A 16420-nucleotide genomic window follows, 5' to 3' on the forward strand; every position below is an offset into this window, starting at 1 on the left:
GAGGTTTGCCTATATAGTGGATTGCGGTTCGAGGCGCGCTTCGCGCTGCGCAAGAAACGCGGCAAAATGCCGACGCTCTTCCCGTCCCATCCACGTGTTGATCTCCCAGAGATCGGCCACGGGTGCGTTAGTAAAGGGCAGCGTGTGAAGATAGCCATCGGGACCGAACTCCGGGGTCATCGTCGTGCCCGTGTAGCCGTTCTCGATCTGCGCGCTCCACAACGCCTCCCAGATCCGCTGATGCGAGGCGAGGCACTCGGCATATTCGGGCGCAGCGGGATGCGGAACCTGCGGACCTTGCGGATAGCCGACGCGGCCGTGCAAATGATGTGCATGCGGAGCGAGTTCGAGGATCGTGTCCCATTCCTCATCCAGCAGACGCTCACACACCGATACCCAGTGACTGAAGTCGCAGGTCAGCCTGAGTTGAGGCACCGCGCGCGCGACGTCGCGCGTGATCCACGGGTTGAAGAACGAGCGCCCGCGATGCGTCTCGAAGCTGCAGATCACGTCGTGCTTCGCCGCGATCTCGACCGCGCGCGCAAAAAAGTCAATTTGCGTCACGGCTGGCCATGCATCGCAGCCCGCCATCACATTGAAGAAGCGCGGCCCCAGCGGCTTGCCCCAGATGATCTTTGCTTCGAGGTCGCGCAAATGATCGTCGGGCGTCGCCGAACGTTGTGGCACGTAACTGCCCGCCGTGGTGATCTCCGCAATGAACCCGAGCCGTTCTTCGGTAATGGCGGTCGCAAACGCTTCGCGCGCGGCCGCAGCGGCTGGCACCGGCGCCTCGATGCCGTCAAATCCGGCCGCGCGCACCATAGGCGCCGCTTCGCGCGGCCCACCGTCGAATCCCCAGAACGTCTTGAACAGTTCGAATTTCATACCTCTCCGTTTAGATGTAAAATTGCATGCAATAGTACACACTAAAAGTCGGACGTCAATAAAACGATCAGCGCGCCGGCGTTACATAATTGCGTCGCGCCCGATTTCCGGTTGTTTCGCACTTCGACTGTGCACTCGTCCTCCTCATGGTGAATCGATGAAGAAAAAAATTGCGCGTAGCAAGGGGCAAGCCGTCGCGCGCGCCATTCTCGACATGGACTGGCAGTGGTCCGCGCACTTTGGCGATCTGGGACTGAACGACCTCAACTACAGCGATCTCTTTTGCCGGATGTGGCTCGAGGAGGATGATTGCTTCGCCAAGACGGCGCTCTACGACTTCATGCCCGGCGTGAGCCGCCGCACGGCGGTCAGCTATGTGCAAGCGCTGATTGACGGCGGCTGGCTGCTGGAGGCGACTTCCGCAGACGACCGCCGCGTCAAGCAGATCAGCCTCGCGGCCTCGATTGAGGAACGGCTGGAGCAGTTCCTTGCGTACGTCCATCAGCGCTTCGCCGAGCTGGATTAGCGCGGCAGGGTGCGCCGGCACAATTCGCACTGGCATATTTCTCGCTTGAATACGAACCGAGAGGTGCGGCGGCGTTGCATCTTAGGGATGCTAGGGTTCCGGTTCGCAAGAACGCCTGGTCCGAGAGCAGCCCGGTGCACCGGTGCAATCGACTGAAAACCGATTGGCCGGTAGCACTACACGGCGGGACAAAAGCCCGGGAGATTGGCGGTAGCGATGGCTACCGTGCCTCTCCGTGGCCGGCTTTTGTGTTCTCCCGCATCCGCAGGGACCGGTCATGTTGTCAGGTCGCGCAATCGCCGCGTGGCCAAACTCAACAATCGCAAACTCACCGGTCTCCTGGAGAAAACGATGGAACGAACTGCATCCGCACTCACCCGCTTCCCCTCTTCGGCGCGAGTCCGTCGCGTGGTCGCCGGCGCCGCAGCAGCCCTTGCTGTGGGCTTGGCAGCCGCACCTGTGCATGCCGCCGCGCCGCTGACGATCGGCTATAGCGACTGGCCGGGCTTCCTCGCCTTCCAGATCGCCATCGACAAAGGATGGTTCAAGCAGGAAGGCGTGGACGTCAATTTCCAATGGTTCGATTACTCGGCCTCGCTCGATGCGTTCTCGGCCGGCAAGCTCGATGCGGTCGGCGCGACCAATGGCGACGCGCTGGTGACCGGCGCAAGCGGCGCCAAGAACGTCATGATCCTGCTGACGGACTACTCGAGCGGCAACGACATGATCGTCGCCAAGCCGCCCATCCGGTCTGTTGAGGGGCTCAAGGGCAAGAAGGTGGGCGTCGAGGTGGGCCTCGTCGACCACCTCCTGCTCGACACGGCGCTCGAGAAGCACAAGCTCAAGGAATCGGACGTGACACTCGTCAACGCAAAGACCAACGAATTGCCGCAGGTACTCGCATCGTCCAACGACGTGGCGGCGGTCGGCGCGTGGCAACCGAACGCAGGTGAGGCGCTCAAGCGCGTGCCGGGCTCACGCCCGATCTTCACGTCGGCCGACGCGCCTGGTTTGATCTACGACGCGATCACGGTCAATCCCGTCAGCTTGTCGTCGCGCAAGGCCGACTGGGCAAAGGTGCTGAAGGTCTGGTATCGGTGCGTTGCCTATGTCAATGATCCGAAGACGCAGCCGGACGCGGTAAAGATCATGTCTGCACGTGTTGGTCTGACGCCGGCTCAATATCTGCCGCTGCTCAAGGGCACGCACTTGCTTGATGAGGCGGCAGCAAAGAAAGCTTTCGTTAAGGGTGACGGGCTTGACTCGGTATACGGTTCGAGCGTGAACGCCGACAAGTTCAATGTGCGCAATGCCGTGTACAAGCAATCGCAGGATGTGAACGCCTATATTGATTCAGCGTTGACTGACGCGCCGTAAGCAATATTGTTGCAAGGTGACACGGGCTCCATCCGCACGTGTCACCTTTGCGGTACCTGAGATTCTGACTAGGCGCTCCCCGTGGATAGTCGGTCGGAGCGGTAGTTCGCGCAGTCGCGCTCAGCGAAGGTCCGGTCCTGAAAAAGTCGAAAGCTCACTATCGGTCTTGAGCGTTCCTCGGCCAAGCTGACCTGTGCAATTCCTCTGCTCAGCTCGTCGGAGGCCGCGGCAATGGCAAGCACAAGCTCAGAAGCATTGCGCGCTCTGCCAAGAATTTGCCCCATGGTTTTCTTTGCGCTCGCGACGACGGTTGCCCGTCGTCGATGCGATCAGGAGTGACGCTCAAGGAAAATGTGGTTCGTCAGTAATAAGTGTGGGTGGACGGAGGCTCTGGAAGATTGTCGAGCGCATGTGGGAGCGCGTTTTCCGTGGCTCTGAAGGTTCGGAAGCCGTAGGCTCTTCTCATGGTGACTTTGGCTTTGTTGTTTAAACCCTCGATGACTCCGCCGGAGAACTGTTTTCGCGCACGAAAGTAGTTCAGGATCAGCGCTCGGTGGGAGTGAACGGTAAGGGCAACTTCTTCATGGGCTCAGTGCGCGAGCGCATGGCCCGATTGCACCACTGGTCAAGGAATTTTCCGGCCCAGTTCGGCGAGACGTAATCCAAGAGTTGCTGGAACTCCTCTTTGAGCAGTTAGGCGCGTACGCCGCGTAGATTGTACTGAAGCAAATCCCGTAGGCGAACACGTTGCTTGCCAGTGCGATTCTCGCGCCGCTTGAGCAGGCGCCAGCGGGATTTTTTGAGAACCGGCTCATAGCCGTCGCGAGTCATGCGCCAAGCCTCATCGGCACGAACTTCGTCGATGGCCTTGTTCATTTTGGCCACGACGTGGAAACGGTCGAGAATGTTCAAGGCGTTTGGGCAATGATGTGCAATGGGCTTCCACATGTCCGAGCGCACGAATTCAACCTTCTCGCACAGCGGCTTTCCGATCATGCCAAAGAATTTCGTGAAGCATTCTTTCGTGCGCTCCTGCCCGACCCGGAGCAATCGCGTGCAGCCGGCCTCGATCTGGTAGACGAGCGTGACGTACTGATGTCCGCGTCCATACTGGATTTCATCAACGCCGAACGCACGGATCGTTCCGAGTTCGCGATTGTGCAGTCCCCCGTCGACAACCCACTCCACCGCCTGCAAAACTCTCTCCCAACTGGTGCGAAAGCTTCGTGCCGTCTCTTTCCACGACAGTTTGCGCGCCCACTGCGCAAGGAACGGCATGTATGCCTTGGTCAGCGTATGCTTGCCGACGGCCCACGGTACCGCTTCGACCTTCACGCCACACTGGCGGCAGTCGACGCGGCGCATCGAATCGAGCAGAATCACGGCGAAACCCCGGAGCGGAATGAATTCGAAGCGACGTTCATGGAGTGTGTCATACCCGCTGCCAGGTTTGTTGCAACACGAGCAGATCGGCTTGGAGCCCTTGCGCGGGCGCACGTCGATCTCAACGGTCTGGGTTGCCTCGCACAGGCGTGCACCGTAGTACACGAAACCGGGAAAATGATGGCAGGCACTCAGCAATCGTGTCAGCAGCATGGCGAGCAAACGAAGAAGCGTCAGTAATACCGATATTGTCGCTCCCGGAATGAGCGACCTCGAACGCTTTGTGCCTGACATGCAAAACTGGGCGGCTTGCTCGAGCGTCGAAGACCAAGATGTTCCATATAGATGGTAGATGGCAATGATGCGAGCAATTGGTGGCCGCGCGAAGTCAATTTGAGAGGTGAATCGTGTTGAGTTCGAGGGATGACGCATACAACCTACTGGCCGAGCTTGGCGCCAGTCTTCGCCTTATTCGTCATGTCAAGCTGGTCGGCGAAGCCGCCGACTTGCTGATACAACGCTATCGGTCAATGGGTCTAACGTTCGATGCCCAAGTGGTCGAGCTGGGCGTTGCGGTCCACGATGCTGGCAAGATCCTGTATCCGAACGAGCTCGACGGACCGGGCTCGCTGCACGAGCCCGCCGGCGAGCAGCTCATGATTGAGCACGGTGTACAAGCCAACATCGCACGTTGCTGCATCACGCATGCCGCGTGGTGTGATGAGGGTGTGTCGCTTGAAGAGCGGACCGTCGCCCTCGCCGACAAGTTGTGGAAAGGCAAACGCGAGGCCGAGCTTGAGCTTCTGGTGATCGATGAGGTCGCCAAGCGGCTGGGCGTCGACCGCTGGGACGTGTTCGCGGAGTTAGATTCGACATTCGAGGACATTGTGGTCGGCGCAGGTGACAGATTGAAACGCAGCCGAGTCTGACGGTACTACGATGATCGACAGCACACCGGGTTGGCAACCGACTGCAACCTGATCTTAGCGCCGTCAGCTCATACATCACACTTGAAAACTGCTCTCGGAGCAAACTGCCTTCGACGAGGCCATTTGTCGGAAGTTTTGTCGATTAGCCCTGGATTCGGCTTCTTTACCGCTAGCTTAATGGTGCACAAATCTGTACGTGCAGATTTTTGTCGCAGGGGTAGCGGTAGTCCCTGCTGAGGGGCATGGCGTTTGCACCATGCCAGCGGTACCTTTCGCACTCCGGTGCGGCGAACCGCCCCGGGTGGCGAGCCAGCGCTCGCGCACCACACCTCTGTACGCTGCATGAACGCTGCGCCAGGCGGCCACACGCGAATCCCGGCTTTTCCTTGCAGGTAGCTCGAGGGCGTGATGGCCTCCCCGCACCGGAACACGGAGAACCGTGCCGGCGCGTGGCAGACGTTCAGTCAACTTCTGTCCGCGACGGGCGATCACACCCGCTGCGGAAGCATGCACACTCCAGCCCCGTCGTGCTGCGTATTTCACCGCACCGATGGTCGACGTATAGGCCGGGTCAATCAGGATCAGCTCGACACCTGCCCGGAAGCACTTCGCTTCGAGCAGTTGTCGGTATTTTGCGTAGAGCAGCCCGGAGAGCATGCGCGCTCCTTTCGGGCTGAGCCGCGCCATCGCTTTCTTCTTCGCCGTAAAGTCGAGACCCTCTGCGACGACAGGTTTGAGTTCTTCCTTTGCCCACGCCACGGCCTTCGACAGCGCATCGGACAGCACGGCCTCGCGCTGGCCCGACGTGGCGTCTTCACGAAGCAGCGCGAAGCGCCGGGTCGATATCAGGTTGCCAGACGGGTCGGTTTCCGTTGCCGCAAGATGATCGACATTGAAGTCGATCCCGACTACGCCGTACTGCGCGCCGAGCGTAACGCGACGCGCCGGCGCGTGGTCGAACGCGACGAATGCCCGCCAGTGGCGTCCGTCCCAATGCAGGCGCCATGTCAGGGCGACGTTCGCGTGCAGCGCCTCATCCAGCGCGGCACCGTCGTGGTTGAACGTCACGCTGTTGATGACGAGATATTTCCGCTCGCCCCGGCTACGCAGGCAATCCGGCACGCGGACCCTGAGCTGATAATGACCGTCTGCCGTTTGCCGGAGCTGGCAAAGCTGGTTTCCCGCCGTCTCGCCCTTCGAACCGACAAAGGAGACCTGATGTGAGCGGCTGTCCCGCCAGGCCTTTAACCAGGCGTCGCGGCCCCTGAATCCTGTCAGTGCGAGGTGGTGCTGCTGGCTGAAGAGCTTGCGCGTGCCAAAGCAGATGCCCGGCACATTGGCAGCGAGCCGACGCTCGACTCTGACTAGCTTCGCCTGCAGACGCGCCAGCGCCACGCCGTTGCGACGCACGGTGTGACGCAGCTTCGCCTCGCGTTGCGGGTGCATGCGCAGCCGGTCGGCCGCAATTTCGGCGAGGCGCTCCCGTCGGGCATCGAGCTGGCCCTGCTGGCGGCGTATTGCCTTGAGCAGATCCTTGCGCTCCGCGCCCAGCAGCTCGCGCGCGCTATCCAGTAGCCCTTGCAGCTCAATCGCAATCGCGTTGAACATCCGGGCGGAAATGCTGTGGTCGCGGCAGAACGCTGTCTTATGCGACTTTGCCTTGCCACCCCGAGCCGCGATGCGCGCGTACAGCTTGCGCTTCATCGAACCGTGCAGCGCGGCCATCTGCCCGAGCGTCTGCGCGTCGCGCGACGCCAGGTACAGCCGGGTCTGGGTCGTCGACTGCATCAGATGGCCAGCGCCTTCTGGTTCTTGCGGCTACGCGAGCGGTACAGCCGTGAAGAGAAGACCGTGAGAATTTCGACCAGATCCTCAGTCAGTTGCTGCTCTCGCGAGATGGCCGCGTCCGCGTCGAGGATCACGACCTCGACACTGAAGAAGGCGCAGATGCGAAACAGCAGCTCACTGCCAAAGCGCAGCAGGCGGTCTTTCGTGACCAGCACGAGACGTGCGACTCGACCTCGCAAAATATCGTGTACAAGGCCTTGCAAGCCCCTCTTGCGGTAGTTCAGGCCACTGCCCAGATCCATAACAACCTCGCCGTCTGAGAAATCGGCTTCGAGACAATGCTTCTCCAGCCGGGCGGCCTGAGTCTGCAGCTGCGTTGCCGGGTCGTGCGATGAAACCCGTGCGTAGCAGACGGTCTTCCCGGCAGGCGGTCGCGCCAGGCCCAGTGAAGCGCGCACGTCCTCGCATCCGTACCGACGATGGCCGCCCGGCGTCCGGAAAGCCGGCAGGAGCCGCCCCTGACGATGCCAGCGCCGCAACGTGGCCACCGCCACTCCCAGTTCCTCCGCCATCTCACCGATTGATACAGGTCGCATCCGGGTCTCCGAAAAAGCAAAACACGTATAGCAACCGTTTTAGCCCTCCATGATCAGTTTTGCTCAGTCTCTGCGTCGACTGCCGAAAACCCACAGATTCTCCCGACGAGCCCAAAAATCACAACATCCCTGCTGGGCTGTCTACAACCGCCTTTCATCCCCGGCCTGAAGGCCGAGGTCTTCAGGCAAATTGCGGATAAAACGGATTTCTATAAGAAACTCCCATCACTGCAACAAGCGGCTATCTGTGAAATCATCGCCTCCACGTAACGATATCAAACTGGTCGACAACGCCCTCGTTCTCGCCCTTCAGCTCACCGAAGAACTGGACAACACTGCTGCGCCTGAAGGCTTCCGCTATCACGCAGACATGCTTTTCTGGGCGCTCGAGAAGACAAATCCCGACGTTGTCGCTTCGCTTCGTCAGTTTAATCTTTTGCCAGTGTTGCGGCGACGCCTGTTGCAGTACGGCGAGCTGCGCGAGTCTACCGCTACCACCTTGGACCGTTACTCGCCCTACGATTGGGCACACCCAATTGAATGGCCAATGTTCGAGGAAGTTGCGGCGTTTCTGGAGTCAGGGAAATGGGCTCCGCCCGACCGGTCGGCGCCGCTCGCGTTCCGACGTATCGTCCGCAAGGCGCGCGAACTCCCATCGTTTTCGGAAAGGTACGACTTCGTAAAGGCCGACAGGACGGACGAACTAATGGATGGAGTGTTCCAGACGCCACCGGCCGACCCCACCGTAAAGCTTCCACTCGATGTGCGCAATGACGGGCCGTTGGCAGAGGCACTGAGCTACGCTCAGCAGCAACTACTTAGCGCAGAGACCGGGAGTGAATCGTTCTGGGACAGCGTCGAGATAACGTCGGTCATCCGATGGTTGATGGATGATATTCCTGAAACTATGAACGCAATCGAAGTGGATGGACAACGAGAAGGCTTCGAGAGCCTCCTGCGACGTCACGTTGACCGGATGCAGCTAGCAGAGAATATCTGTTTGCGGCTCGGGGAGACCATTCGCCGCCTCATTCTCCAGAGTTCTCCAGACGCAGTACGCCCCATCCTGGAGATTGCGGTAAAGGCTGCGCATTCAGGCACCGTCGAAAACCTCTCGGCGTGGACCGATCGGGTTCTGGCACTGCTCCACCGGGTAGTTCGCGCACGTGCGGCCAGCATTAAAGTCCTCGTTCACCGCGAGAGCGATTCGTCGCCGGCCATCGATTCTATTAGGCAGGACGCACGACCATCCGTCGGCTACGTCATTCGCCGGGACGACCTTCCGACTCGTCTGGCCGAGAGTGTACAGGGACAATGGTGCCTCGCACTGAACATTGCCGATTCAAAAATCGACGACCTCGAGATACTTAAGCCGATGCACCTGGAATCATTCTTTCTGGTACACCAGGCCACATATGTACGGCAGCTCAGTTTCAGCCGTGACCTCTGGTTCCAGCACGATGCGCTAGGGCCTTTGCTCCCCCGCTTCAGGCGGTTCATCCCCGTGCTGTATATCTCTCGTCACCGTTGCGTATTGGTTCAGTACCCTGTGGACCTGTTCAATATCATGAAGAACATCTCGTCGCTTTCCGTCGAGTACGTACCGACAGTCGAGGTAGACGACGCCATGAAGGTAAATGACCGCGATGGCAACTACCAGCCCATTCTGATACGCCGCATTCTTGCCGCGCCCGGTTGAGTACGACCCGCGAGCTGGGAGCCACGCCCAGCTCAGGATTGTTTAGACATTGCTTGTGCGCCAATTCACCTGACCGAGTCACGCGTGCCCGACGCGCGGCCTGTCTGAGACAATGTCCCTGGGAGAGAAAACCTCAACATTCTCCTAGGCCGACGATGCGCCGTCGATGAAAAGCGACCGTCTTGTAGAGCGACAAATATTTCGCAGAATAGATGCACACGTCACGGCTAAACCTGAGTGCAATACTCGTTTTCATCCCTCGTGACAGAGACGAATGACCACCAAAAAATCGAAATCTCAGAACACCCGGCCTACTTCGCAGCGCACCAGCTCCGCCGGTCTTGTTCTTCCGAACTTTTGTCGACACCTCGACGATGACTCACTCATTCAGCAGGCGATGGACTATGTCAGAAAACTCATTGACGTCTATGAGTGCGGCCCTCACTTCTACGCGAACCTTGACTCGACCATCCTCGAAAGATGGCTTTCCGAAGATTGGCCGGAACTAATTGAGGGCTTGAAGGAAGAGGAGGCCGCTCTGGAAGCCTTCCGGAAAAATCTTGGAGACTACTGCAGCCGACTATCGGTTGCTGGGGCTATCGCCGACGCTTTTCTAAATGAAACCCTTGACTACGAGCAAGGTTGGTACTGGGATTTCGATGTTGAACGATTCTTCCCCGGACTTCATCGCCGAGTTCAACTCGGCAGAGTGAAAAAACTGGAGCAACTTCCACCGATTATCGCTGTGCTCGTTGACAAGTTTGCTCGCGAACGCTATGCGCCACTTCACGATAACAACAAGTACCATCGTCATTCGCGCCTACGGTCCGACGGATGGGACTGGTGCGACCTCGCTGAAGCGAAGAACGCGGATAACAGAACGGCTTTCCTGCTTCGGGAAGAGCATTTTCCGGAACAGATCGGCTGGAAGACCCACGAACGATATGCGCTCGTGCTGAACGTATCGCCAGAGACTAGCGCATCTACACTCATTCACAAATCGTCCTCACCATACATCGGCGCACGGACAAATTCGTCTGGCAAGGTCATTCCCTGCTGTCGTCTGCCCGACGGCGCACCCGCAATACCGGTTCTCGAGAATCTGTCAACGCTTAGGCTCTTCCGAAGGTTCATCCCGGTCATCTATCTATTGGATAACGAGCCTTTGCTCATCGAGTATGAGTGGAGCATGATGGCGAACGGCAACTGGTACCTGAAAGAAGCTCGCGAAATCGAAGACGACTATGCTTCCGATTCGCAAGTGAATTCAAACGGCAAGGAAGACGTGCTTATCACACAAATCCTCCAGATGCCGCTCGGAGCTGGCCCAAAATCCGAGCCCCGATACGATGGACCGTGGAACGATGCTTGGAGCGATTCCATACCATTCTAGGTTGTGTCGAGTGAACGGGCATCCCTACCAAATGCCGGGCATGTCGTCATCGTTCTTGTCGATGTCGGGCAGCTCAAACGCACCTTTCGCGACACCGATCCGCTTGCCCGGTCCCGCTTTCATCGACACAAGGATTGCGGCGGGCTGACCATCGCGGAGTAGCAAAACCTTTCCGTCTACTCGCTCAAGCTCGTCAATCAGCTGCGAAAGGTGGCTGATTTCTGAAATCTCAACGGAACGCATGCACGCCTCCATCTCTTACAGCAGACGGCACATCAAGGGGGTCCAGAAGCGCAACAGCCTGCTTTCGGACGAACGAAACGATAGACCGCGCCGTATGCAGTTGACCACGCGCAGCTACCCTTGCACACAAAATCCTGTTACGGCCTAGGAATACAGCTTTGCCCATCCATAGCGGCAGGACGCTATTTGGTCCTCGTATCAATCACACAGGCGTATTGAAAATTTGGATTCTCAAACTCCAGTTCCCCGACGTTCGCCACCGAATGCCGATTGAGGGGGTATCCGCGGGGATTGGCAACCACGCGGCAACGGCCAACCGTGTAGTCGAAGCTGTCGTGCACGTGGCCGTGTAACCATAGGTCCACTCCCGGCAGGAGCTCCGACAGGTCGCTGGCAAAGGCTGCGCTGGTCATATCACCGGCGTATTTCGAGTGGATGGAAAGCGGATGAGGGCCGTGATGGGTTACAACCACCGTCTTGCCGTCATAGGGGCGAGAGAGTTCGTCTAGTAGCCATGCGCGAGAGCGCTCATGCTCTCGCAGCGCATGGGCGGTCGAAAATAGTCCACCCTCGCGAGTCCGGATGAGGCGGTGGTCATTGAGGCTACGCTGGGCGTTCTCCATCAATTGACCCTGTGTGTAGTTGCTTCGCAGACGATAGTCCGTCCAGAGCGTACACCCTAAAAATCGTACTCCCCAAAAGTCGACGCAGTCGCGCTCGAGAAACCTGACAGAAGTGCCCCGAGCTGCGTCTGTTAGCTCATCTAGGACGGATTCCCAGGTGCCCGAATATGCCTCGTGATTCCCGGCGACATACAGGACAGGAACCGGCCAGTCTCTAAACAGCTCGACAGCCTCGCTGGCGTGACCGATGTCGCCAGCGAGCACAAGCACATCGGCTTGATGCGCGGGGGCAATCAGGCGCTCGCCAGGGAACACTCGGGCGAGAAACTCGAGGTGGAGGTCAGATGCAAGTTGGATTCGCATTTTCAATATTCAATAGTCAGCGACGCACTGTCAGCGTGACCACTCAAGCCACAAGGATCGGTTTGCAATCAGCGCAATCATGCCGTCATCTGGATAATGACGTAGCACAGCGTTAGCTCGTTGTCGCAGCGCATTGACGTCCTGAATTGTCGTCATCTGCGAAAGGTCAAACAGCAGTTGGCGCGCAGTTAGCATCGCGCGTGTTCGTTCATCGGGCATTGTCATAGTTGCGCGCTCCCTCCTATCATTTCTGGCTCGTTGCAGTATTAGCACCGAATTCCCGCAACGGGCGCTACGTCAGTCGACATCGACCCCGCCGGCGAGCGGCTCTACACTCCGACGCGTCGCGTGGGGGCGGCTAATTTTGAACCCTCGCGCGTCGATAAGGATGACGACGTTGCTACCGTTGTGCGCAAGTTCCTCTTACCGTCCTAGCTAGCAGCCCATCGCGAACCAGTTGACGACGACACGGCAGACCCCGGGACTCAAATTCGTCAAGATCGATCATTCGAATACCTCCCTTTTGACCTTGCTATCCAGGCGCGACCGGGCGCAGTTTCTGAGCCCATGCCAGACGGAAATTTCCCAATTCCTCGCCCACGAGCACTACCGACATCGACCTGACCTCAACTGTGGAGTACGATCCGTCCCGCACCTCTGCTTCGCCAGGGTAAAAGACCTCATACCTACTGCCCGCCCAAGCTCCGGCCTCATGAATCCAAGGCACTTCCGGCAGGAGCACCTCCCTGACCTCGCCGCCCTCCGTGCTGTCGGCAAATGGTTGGAAGGCCAACACCACCGCTTCCGGATCTGCATTCGACAGCAATGCAATCAGCTCACGAACCCTCATTTCTGCCCCTACCTGACGGCTCTCACTTTGCGGCACCCCGAGAAGGCTTCGGGGACTCTTGCGTCTCCAAGAAGGTGCGTTTCCCTTCTTGGAGTTCCTGGGTGCCGAGGACGAGGCTTGCTCATCATTCGCACCTCCTTTTGCCTTTGGACTTCCTGTCTTCGGGTCCTACATGAACAGTCAGGCCTTACCACGATCCTTCTGCCTGTCGATCTGAGGCCCGCGGTGATTCGATGGTGTCAGCGGCACGTCTGGCAAGAAGCCAATCTTTCTCTGATATATAGCTTCGAGAAACGCTGCCTTGACCATTCGGCCGACTTCCCAGCTCGGACTGGTTAAGAGATCAACAACATGTCTTGGCGCCAAACTGCTCATATGGCATGCCATGTAGCGAAGAGCCTCGTCCACCTCAGGATCGATGGACGGACCCGCCTGCCGCACTGGTAGCCCGGCATCTCCGGTGCCTTCCTGGACGGTATGTCTCGCGGAGGACCGTTGACTGATTGCAGTCTGCCATTTGCCTCCGCCGTAATTCATCATTCTTTCGTGGCATGCGGGTTTGCCCAAAGACCTGGCAAAACATCCGCTGACAGGTCGAGGTGAAGTGGCTCCGGGAAGTGACGCAGAAGCCCACGCGCACGACTGCGAAAGCGGTTAAGGCAGGCATTTTCTTCCCGGACTGCCGCCAGTTCCTGCAAGAGCGCTCTGGCGAGCAGAAGTGCACGGGTACGTTCCTGCGGCGTCGTCATTTTTTCTCCAGAACGGCTGATGCAGCCGCGTACGTACGTCATATCAGAGTTCACGAAAATCACGAACGTCGACAGATGCAAGAAGTCGAACGAAGACTTCCCACGCCCGGTCGTCATCGTCGACCTCAGTTTCATCCAGGTCGACCATGCCGATGCCTTGGACCTCAGCGACCGCGCTGGCAACGCCTTGCTGGACGATCAGGTCAACGCGTGCGATTCGCTCACTTTCATCCGCCCGCGCGGGGCCTTTTGAATGGATGCAATCGACGATCACCGTCATGAACGGACATAGCAAGGCCGACGGGTCTAGCGGCTGTTGATATTTCATCTGAGCCTGGATGCATTGACGAACGGCGAGCAGAATCCTTTGACTTGGGTGCGCTGGCAAGATCTTGCGCCGCTCGAGTGCCACCTCCCCCAGAATCTCAGATACGTACGGCTCCGGCGCCGCATCAAAGATTTTAGGTTGCCAGGCTTTGGCGCGCCAGGTGAACGGTCCGATTCTGTCCATGGCGACTCCCATCAGCATGCCATATGTCGTGGCGGTGAGTTGCGCTCATGTGGCGTCACCATGTGTACCTTCGTCGTTCCTGGCCCAAGTTCCCTTAATCAGGTCACCGCCCTCGTCGAAATGTGCGATACCGCGTCGCCAATCTGGTATCAGGATTGGCGTGACATCCTCCCAGCTTTCAATACCCCGGTTCTTGAGATACCAGTTCCAGACGTATTCCGCGTCTGAGTTGTAGCCTGCGCGGCCAAGCAAACGATACCGACGGCCGCTTGTCGTGACGCCGACTCTGTGCGTGCAATCGAGCTCGACAATTCGTGAACTCACCCTCCCGTCACGGTTCGCAATATTGAAACCGACGAAATGGCGGTCACCGTCGCGAGTCTGTCGAATGGACCAACACTCGAGGTAAATCTGGGGTACTTCGCCCACACCCGCGCTGATATAGATAGACATTGAAACTCCGGTATCCTAAATTTCAATCAAGAACCGTTGATTGAAATTCTCGTTTTGGTACCTAGCGTCGGCCGATGTCCTCGAGCGTCCGAAATATCCCCGTGGATTACATAGGACGCGGCATGACCCGATGGTGTAATCGGAGCTCGCGTGGACGTGCCCATGCAGCCACAGGTCCGCCTGCACAACTAGATGCTCGAGCTCTGACGCATAGAATGCCGCTAGTGGATGGTCTCGGTACTTGATCGGAATCGACCTGAAACTTGGCGCATGGTGGGTCACGACAATGGTCTTCCCGGCGAAAGGCGTAGCGAGCTGTCGTTCAAGCCAAATGACTGCATCCCGGTGATGTCCAGCAATATCCTCTGGTGACAAGGCCTGCCCATCATCACGGGTGATTGCTCGGTAGTCCGTAATCGCCCGCCACAATTCACGCTCGCCACCGTTGTGTCGTGCCACCCGGTTGTTTTCAGACCACAAACATGTTCCGAGGATCCGGACGCTACCGTATCTGACTTCCGAGTTCTGCAGGAAAACGACCGACGTGCCAGCGGCCGCTTGGCGCATTTCTGCAACCAATCGGGGGTACCGTTGGTTGTAGGCTTCGTGGTTTCCGTGCACGTAGACGACTGGAACGGGAAGGCCTCGATACCAACCGATTGCTGCTGTACCGGAATGGATGTCGCCGGCAAGAATCATGAGATCAGCGTCCGGTGCACGCGCCAAAGCATGCTCGGACCTCTCACCGCGCTCGAGCTCGTGATGCAGGTCAGAGGCTATCTGCACACGCATGATCATGGCCTGTTATCGCCCGGACCGACGGCTTCAATGCTCTCAAGACTATAAGGTTCGCCACGGGCTTCCACCACCTCACGCTCCATTGGCCTTAGCACAAAATTGACCGCAACTGGGTCCGTGCCAGTCCACGCGACGTACCGTTCGCCAGACGCAAGGGCATATTCAACGCTTCCGTCAGGCAGCGATCCGAGTTCAAGCACCTGCTGCAGGCCGTCCTGGAGCTCCGTGCGACAAAGGTCGCGCAGCTCATGAAAAACAACGTGAACAAGCGAGCGCGTGCGCGTGATGTTCAGAAGCTCACGGGGCGTCCGGACAAGCATGCGACGAACCTCAGGACCAGCGGCCCCGTCGAGAAGCATGTCGACAAGATAAAGATTTTTTGTTGGCAAATTGCAAGGAAACTCCATCACTCCCTCTGCCACTCGAGCCCGACTAGCTCGCTTTGTCACCCGATGCCCGTTCTCTGTCATCTCGCCTCCGGCCCTGTGCGCCGTCTGTTACATGTCCCTAAATTCGAGCCTTGCGCAAAGTTATCAATTCGCGCCGCAGGCGCGGTCGGCCCGTCGCCCCGTCAACCCGATACGGAGATTGTAGCTTATTTCCAGTGACTTTAAATCCCGTGACTTTATTTGCTGACTAGAAATATTGCCTCATGTCGGCCAAGCTCCCGCCGACATGACGAAACAAATGCCAAAGAGCGTCTCCGGGCTCGCTGAAACGCTTAGATCGCGCAGGGACGAACTGGGCCTCTCCCAGGAGTCGTTGGCGCGAGCTACGGGCCTTTCTCGCAGCGTCGTCTCCCGGATGGAGCGCAACGCTGGGAATCCGCTGCTGAGCACACTGGAAATACTAGCGATGGGGTTGGACCTTGACGTTCGCATCCTGCTTGCTCCCGAACCGAATTCGAAGCTCGTCAAAAGCAACCAGACGCCGCTCGTTCGCGTGGGTGGGAACATTCATCGCTTGCGGAAGAAAATCGGGAAGCGTGGGTTGAGCCAGGAAAAACTGTCGATGCTCTCTGGCCATTTTCGGACTTACATAACCGAGCTGGAGATGGCACGCAATTCGCCGTCGATCGCTGACCTGGAATCCATTGCAGACCAGCTTGGTGTGCAGGTCATCGACCTGCTGGAGCCGCTTGACGAGGTTGACTACCAGACTCGCGTAGAGCGATTTGAAAAAGCCGGCGGCGACCCTCAGGGCAAGGAGTCCTCGCAGTGAGGGCTTCTCCCGACCGCGTGGCATCGCTGAGTC

Annotated in this window: 18 protein-coding genes, 1 pseudogene and 1 riboswitch; of the genes and pseudogenes, 6 read left to right on the plus strand and 13 right to left on the minus strand. The window is 58.3% G+C overall.

The annotated features are described in order from the left end of the window. Positions 1 to 9: 9 nt before the first annotated feature. Positions 10 to 885 carry a sugar phosphate isomerase/epimerase family protein gene (locus J3489_RS25170; protein WP_207002706.1) on the minus strand — a complete coding sequence of 292 codons (876 nt, stop codon included), beginning with the start codon at positions 883 to 885 and terminating at the stop codon, positions 10 to 12. A 157-nt stretch (positions 886 to 1042) separates the two neighbouring features. Between J3489_RS25170 and J3489_RS25175 the strand changes: the two genes are divergently transcribed. Together J3489_RS25175 and J3489_RS25180 are read left to right on the plus strand one after the other, a co-directional pair. Further along, on the plus strand, positions 1043 to 1411 hold the full coding sequence (locus tag J3489_RS25175; protein ID WP_207002707.1) for a helix-turn-helix domain-containing protein: 369 nt from the start codon (positions 1043 to 1045) through the stop codon (positions 1409 to 1411). Between the two features lie 79 nt (positions 1412 to 1490). Next, positions 1491 to 1616, plus strand: a riboswitch (guanidine-I (ykkC/yxkD leader). A 146-nt stretch (positions 1617 to 1762) separates the two neighbouring features. Next, complete coding sequence (locus tag J3489_RS25180) at positions 1763 to 2788, plus strand: ABC transporter substrate-binding protein (RefSeq protein ID WP_207002708.1); 1026 nt, start codon at positions 1763 to 1765, stop codon at positions 2786 to 2788. 361 nt (positions 2789 to 3149) lie between these two features. Here the strand turns inward: J3489_RS25180 and J3489_RS38370 are convergent. Next, positions 3150 to 4603, minus strand: a pseudogene (locus J3489_RS38370) (ISL3 family transposase). Between J3489_RS38370 and J3489_RS25190 the strand changes: the two are divergent. Then, on the plus strand, positions 4579 to 5100 hold the full coding sequence (locus J3489_RS25190) for a hypothetical protein (RefSeq protein ID WP_207002709.1): 522 nt from the start codon (positions 4579 to 4581) through the stop codon (positions 5098 to 5100). The pseudogene J3489_RS38370 and the gene J3489_RS25190 overlap by 25 nt on opposite strands. 174 nt (positions 5101 to 5274) lie before the next feature. On the opposite strand, the gene J3489_RS25195 is transcribed toward J3489_RS25190, so the two are convergent. Next, complete coding sequence (locus J3489_RS25195) at positions 5275 to 6888, minus strand: transposase (protein WP_242540284.1); 1614 nt, start codon at positions 6886 to 6888, stop codon at positions 5275 to 5277. Further along, a complete protein-coding gene (locus tag J3489_RS25200) occupies positions 6888 to 7484 on the minus strand; it encodes an IS607 family transposase (protein WP_207002711.1) in 597 nt (198 codons plus the stop codon). Before J3489_RS25200 ends, J3489_RS25195 begins: the two co-directional genes overlap by 1 nt. A 247-nt stretch (positions 7485 to 7731) precedes the next feature. Between J3489_RS25200 and J3489_RS25205 the strand changes: the two genes are divergently transcribed. Both J3489_RS25205 and J3489_RS25210 read left to right on the plus strand, forming a co-directional pair. Continuing rightward, positions 7732 to 9183, plus strand: a complete 1452-nt coding sequence (locus J3489_RS25205; protein WP_207002713.1) for a hypothetical protein — start codon at positions 7732 to 7734, stop codon at positions 9181 to 9183. Between the two features lie 274 nt (positions 9184 to 9457). After that, positions 9458 to 10576 carry a hypothetical protein gene (locus J3489_RS25210; protein ID WP_207002715.1) on the plus strand — a complete coding sequence of 373 codons (1119 nt, stop codon included), beginning with the start codon at positions 9458 to 9460 and terminating at the stop codon, positions 10574 to 10576. Between the two features lie 24 nt (positions 10577 to 10600). On the opposite strand, the gene J3489_RS25215 is transcribed toward J3489_RS25210, so the two are convergent. The 9 genes from J3489_RS25215 to J3489_RS25255 form a co-directional block, all read right to left on the minus strand. Beyond that, positions 10601 to 10819, minus strand: a complete 219-nt coding sequence (locus J3489_RS25215; RefSeq protein WP_207002716.1) for a type II toxin-antitoxin system Phd/YefM family antitoxin — start codon at positions 10817 to 10819, stop codon at positions 10601 to 10603. Between the two features lie 182 nt (positions 10820 to 11001). Beyond that, positions 11002 to 11805, minus strand: coding sequence for a metallophosphoesterase (locus tag J3489_RS25220; RefSeq protein ID WP_207002719.1), 804 nt, complete (start codon positions 11803 to 11805; stop codon positions 11002 to 11004). 30 nt (positions 11806 to 11835) lie between these two features. Next, entirely contained in the window at positions 11836 to 12030 is a 195-nt protein-coding gene (locus tag J3489_RS25225) for a BPSL0761 family protein (RefSeq protein ID WP_207002721.1), read from the minus strand. Positions 12031 to 12337: 307 nt separating this feature from the next. Then, on the minus strand, positions 12338 to 12655 hold the full coding sequence (locus J3489_RS25230) for a hypothetical protein (protein WP_207002723.1): 318 nt from the start codon (positions 12653 to 12655) through the stop codon (positions 12338 to 12340). 536 nt (positions 12656 to 13191) lie between these two features. Further along, a complete protein-coding gene (locus tag J3489_RS25235; RefSeq protein ID WP_207002725.1) occupies positions 13192 to 13404 on the minus strand; it encodes a BPSL0761 family protein in 213 nt (70 codons plus the stop codon). Positions 13405 to 13447: 43 nt separating this feature from the next. Next, positions 13448 to 13915, minus strand: a complete 468-nt coding sequence (locus tag J3489_RS25240) for a hypothetical protein (protein ID WP_207002727.1) — start codon at positions 13913 to 13915, stop codon at positions 13448 to 13450. A 45-nt stretch (positions 13916 to 13960) separates the two neighbouring features. After that, positions 13961 to 14368 (minus strand): hypothetical protein, encoded by a 408-nt coding sequence (locus J3489_RS25245; RefSeq protein ID WP_207002729.1) that lies wholly within the window; start codon positions 14366 to 14368, stop codon positions 13961 to 13963. A 15-nt stretch (positions 14369 to 14383) separates the two neighbouring features. Then, complete coding sequence (locus tag J3489_RS25250; RefSeq protein WP_207002732.1) at positions 14384 to 15166, minus strand: metallophosphoesterase; 783 nt, start codon at positions 15164 to 15166, stop codon at positions 14384 to 14386. Continuing rightward, on the minus strand, positions 15163 to 15576 hold the full coding sequence (locus J3489_RS25255; RefSeq protein WP_207002734.1) for a hypothetical protein: 414 nt from the start codon (positions 15574 to 15576) through the stop codon (positions 15163 to 15165). The genes J3489_RS25250 and J3489_RS25255 overlap by 4 nt, the downstream gene beginning before the upstream one ends. Before the next feature lie 277 nt (positions 15577 to 15853). Here J3489_RS25255 and J3489_RS25260 point away from each other — a divergent pair, with 277 nt between their 5' ends. Continuing rightward, positions 15854 to 16387, plus strand: a complete 534-nt coding sequence (locus tag J3489_RS25260) for a helix-turn-helix domain-containing protein (protein ID WP_207002736.1) — start codon at positions 15854 to 15856, stop codon at positions 16385 to 16387. Positions 16388 to 16420: the final 33 nt, after the last annotated feature.

Origin of the sequence: Trinickia mobilis (genome assembly GCF_017315705.1) — a bacterium.
GTDB classification, from domain to species: Bacteria; Pseudomonadota; Gammaproteobacteria; order Burkholderiales; family Burkholderiaceae; genus Trinickia_A; species Trinickia_A mobilis.

Excerpts from the sequence above, each read along its gene's own strand:
- J3489_RS25195 (WP_242540284.1), bottom strand. The coding sequence starts at position 6,888 with ATGCAGTCGACGACCCAGACCCGGCTGTACCTGGCGTCGCGCGACGCG.
- J3489_RS25225 (WP_207002721.1), bottom strand. The coding sequence starts at position 12,030 with ATGACAATGCCCGATGAACGAACACGCGCGATGCTAACTGCGCGCCAA.
- J3489_RS25215 (WP_207002716.1), bottom strand. The coding sequence starts at position 10,819 with ATGCGTTCCGTTGAGATTTCAGAAATCAGCCACCTTTCGCAGCTGATT.
- J3489_RS25245 (WP_207002729.1), bottom strand. The coding sequence starts at position 14,368 with ATGTCTATCTATATCAGCGCGGGTGTGGGCGAAGTACCCCAGATTTAC.
- J3489_RS25220 (WP_207002719.1), bottom strand. The coding sequence starts at position 11,805 with ATGCGAATCCAACTTGCATCTGACCTCCACCTCGAGTTTCTCGCCCGA.
- J3489_RS25230 (WP_207002723.1), bottom strand. The coding sequence starts at position 12,655 with ATGAGGGTTCGTGAGCTGATTGCATTGCTGTCGAATGCAGATCCGGAA.
- J3489_RS25170 (WP_207002706.1), bottom strand. The coding sequence starts at position 885 with ATGAAATTCGAACTGTTCAAGACGTTCTGGGGATTCGACGGTGGGCCG.
- J3489_RS25240 (WP_207002727.1), bottom strand. The coding sequence starts at position 13,915 with ATGGACAGAATCGGACCGTTCACCTGGCGCGCCAAAGCCTGGCAACCT.
- J3489_RS25260 (WP_207002736.1), top strand. The coding sequence starts at position 15,854 with ATGCCAAAGAGCGTCTCCGGGCTCGCTGAAACGCTTAGATCGCGCAGG.
- J3489_RS25210 (WP_207002715.1), top strand. The coding sequence starts at position 9,458 with ATGACCACCAAAAAATCGAAATCTCAGAACACCCGGCCTACTTCGCAG.
- J3489_RS25200 (WP_207002711.1), bottom strand. The coding sequence starts at position 7,484 with ATGCGACCTGTATCAATCGGTGAGATGGCGGAGGAACTGGGAGTGGCG.
- J3489_RS25175 (WP_207002707.1), top strand. The coding sequence starts at position 1,043 with ATGAAGAAAAAAATTGCGCGTAGCAAGGGGCAAGCCGTCGCGCGCGCC.
- J3489_RS25180 (WP_207002708.1), top strand. The coding sequence starts at position 1,763 with ATGGAACGAACTGCATCCGCACTCACCCGCTTCCCCTCTTCGGCGCGA.
- J3489_RS25235 (WP_207002725.1), bottom strand. The coding sequence starts at position 13,404 with ATGACGACGCCGCAGGAACGTACCCGTGCACTTCTGCTCGCCAGAGCG.
- J3489_RS25250 (WP_207002732.1), bottom strand. The coding sequence starts at position 15,166 with ATGATCATGCGTGTGCAGATAGCCTCTGACCTGCATCACGAGCTCGAG.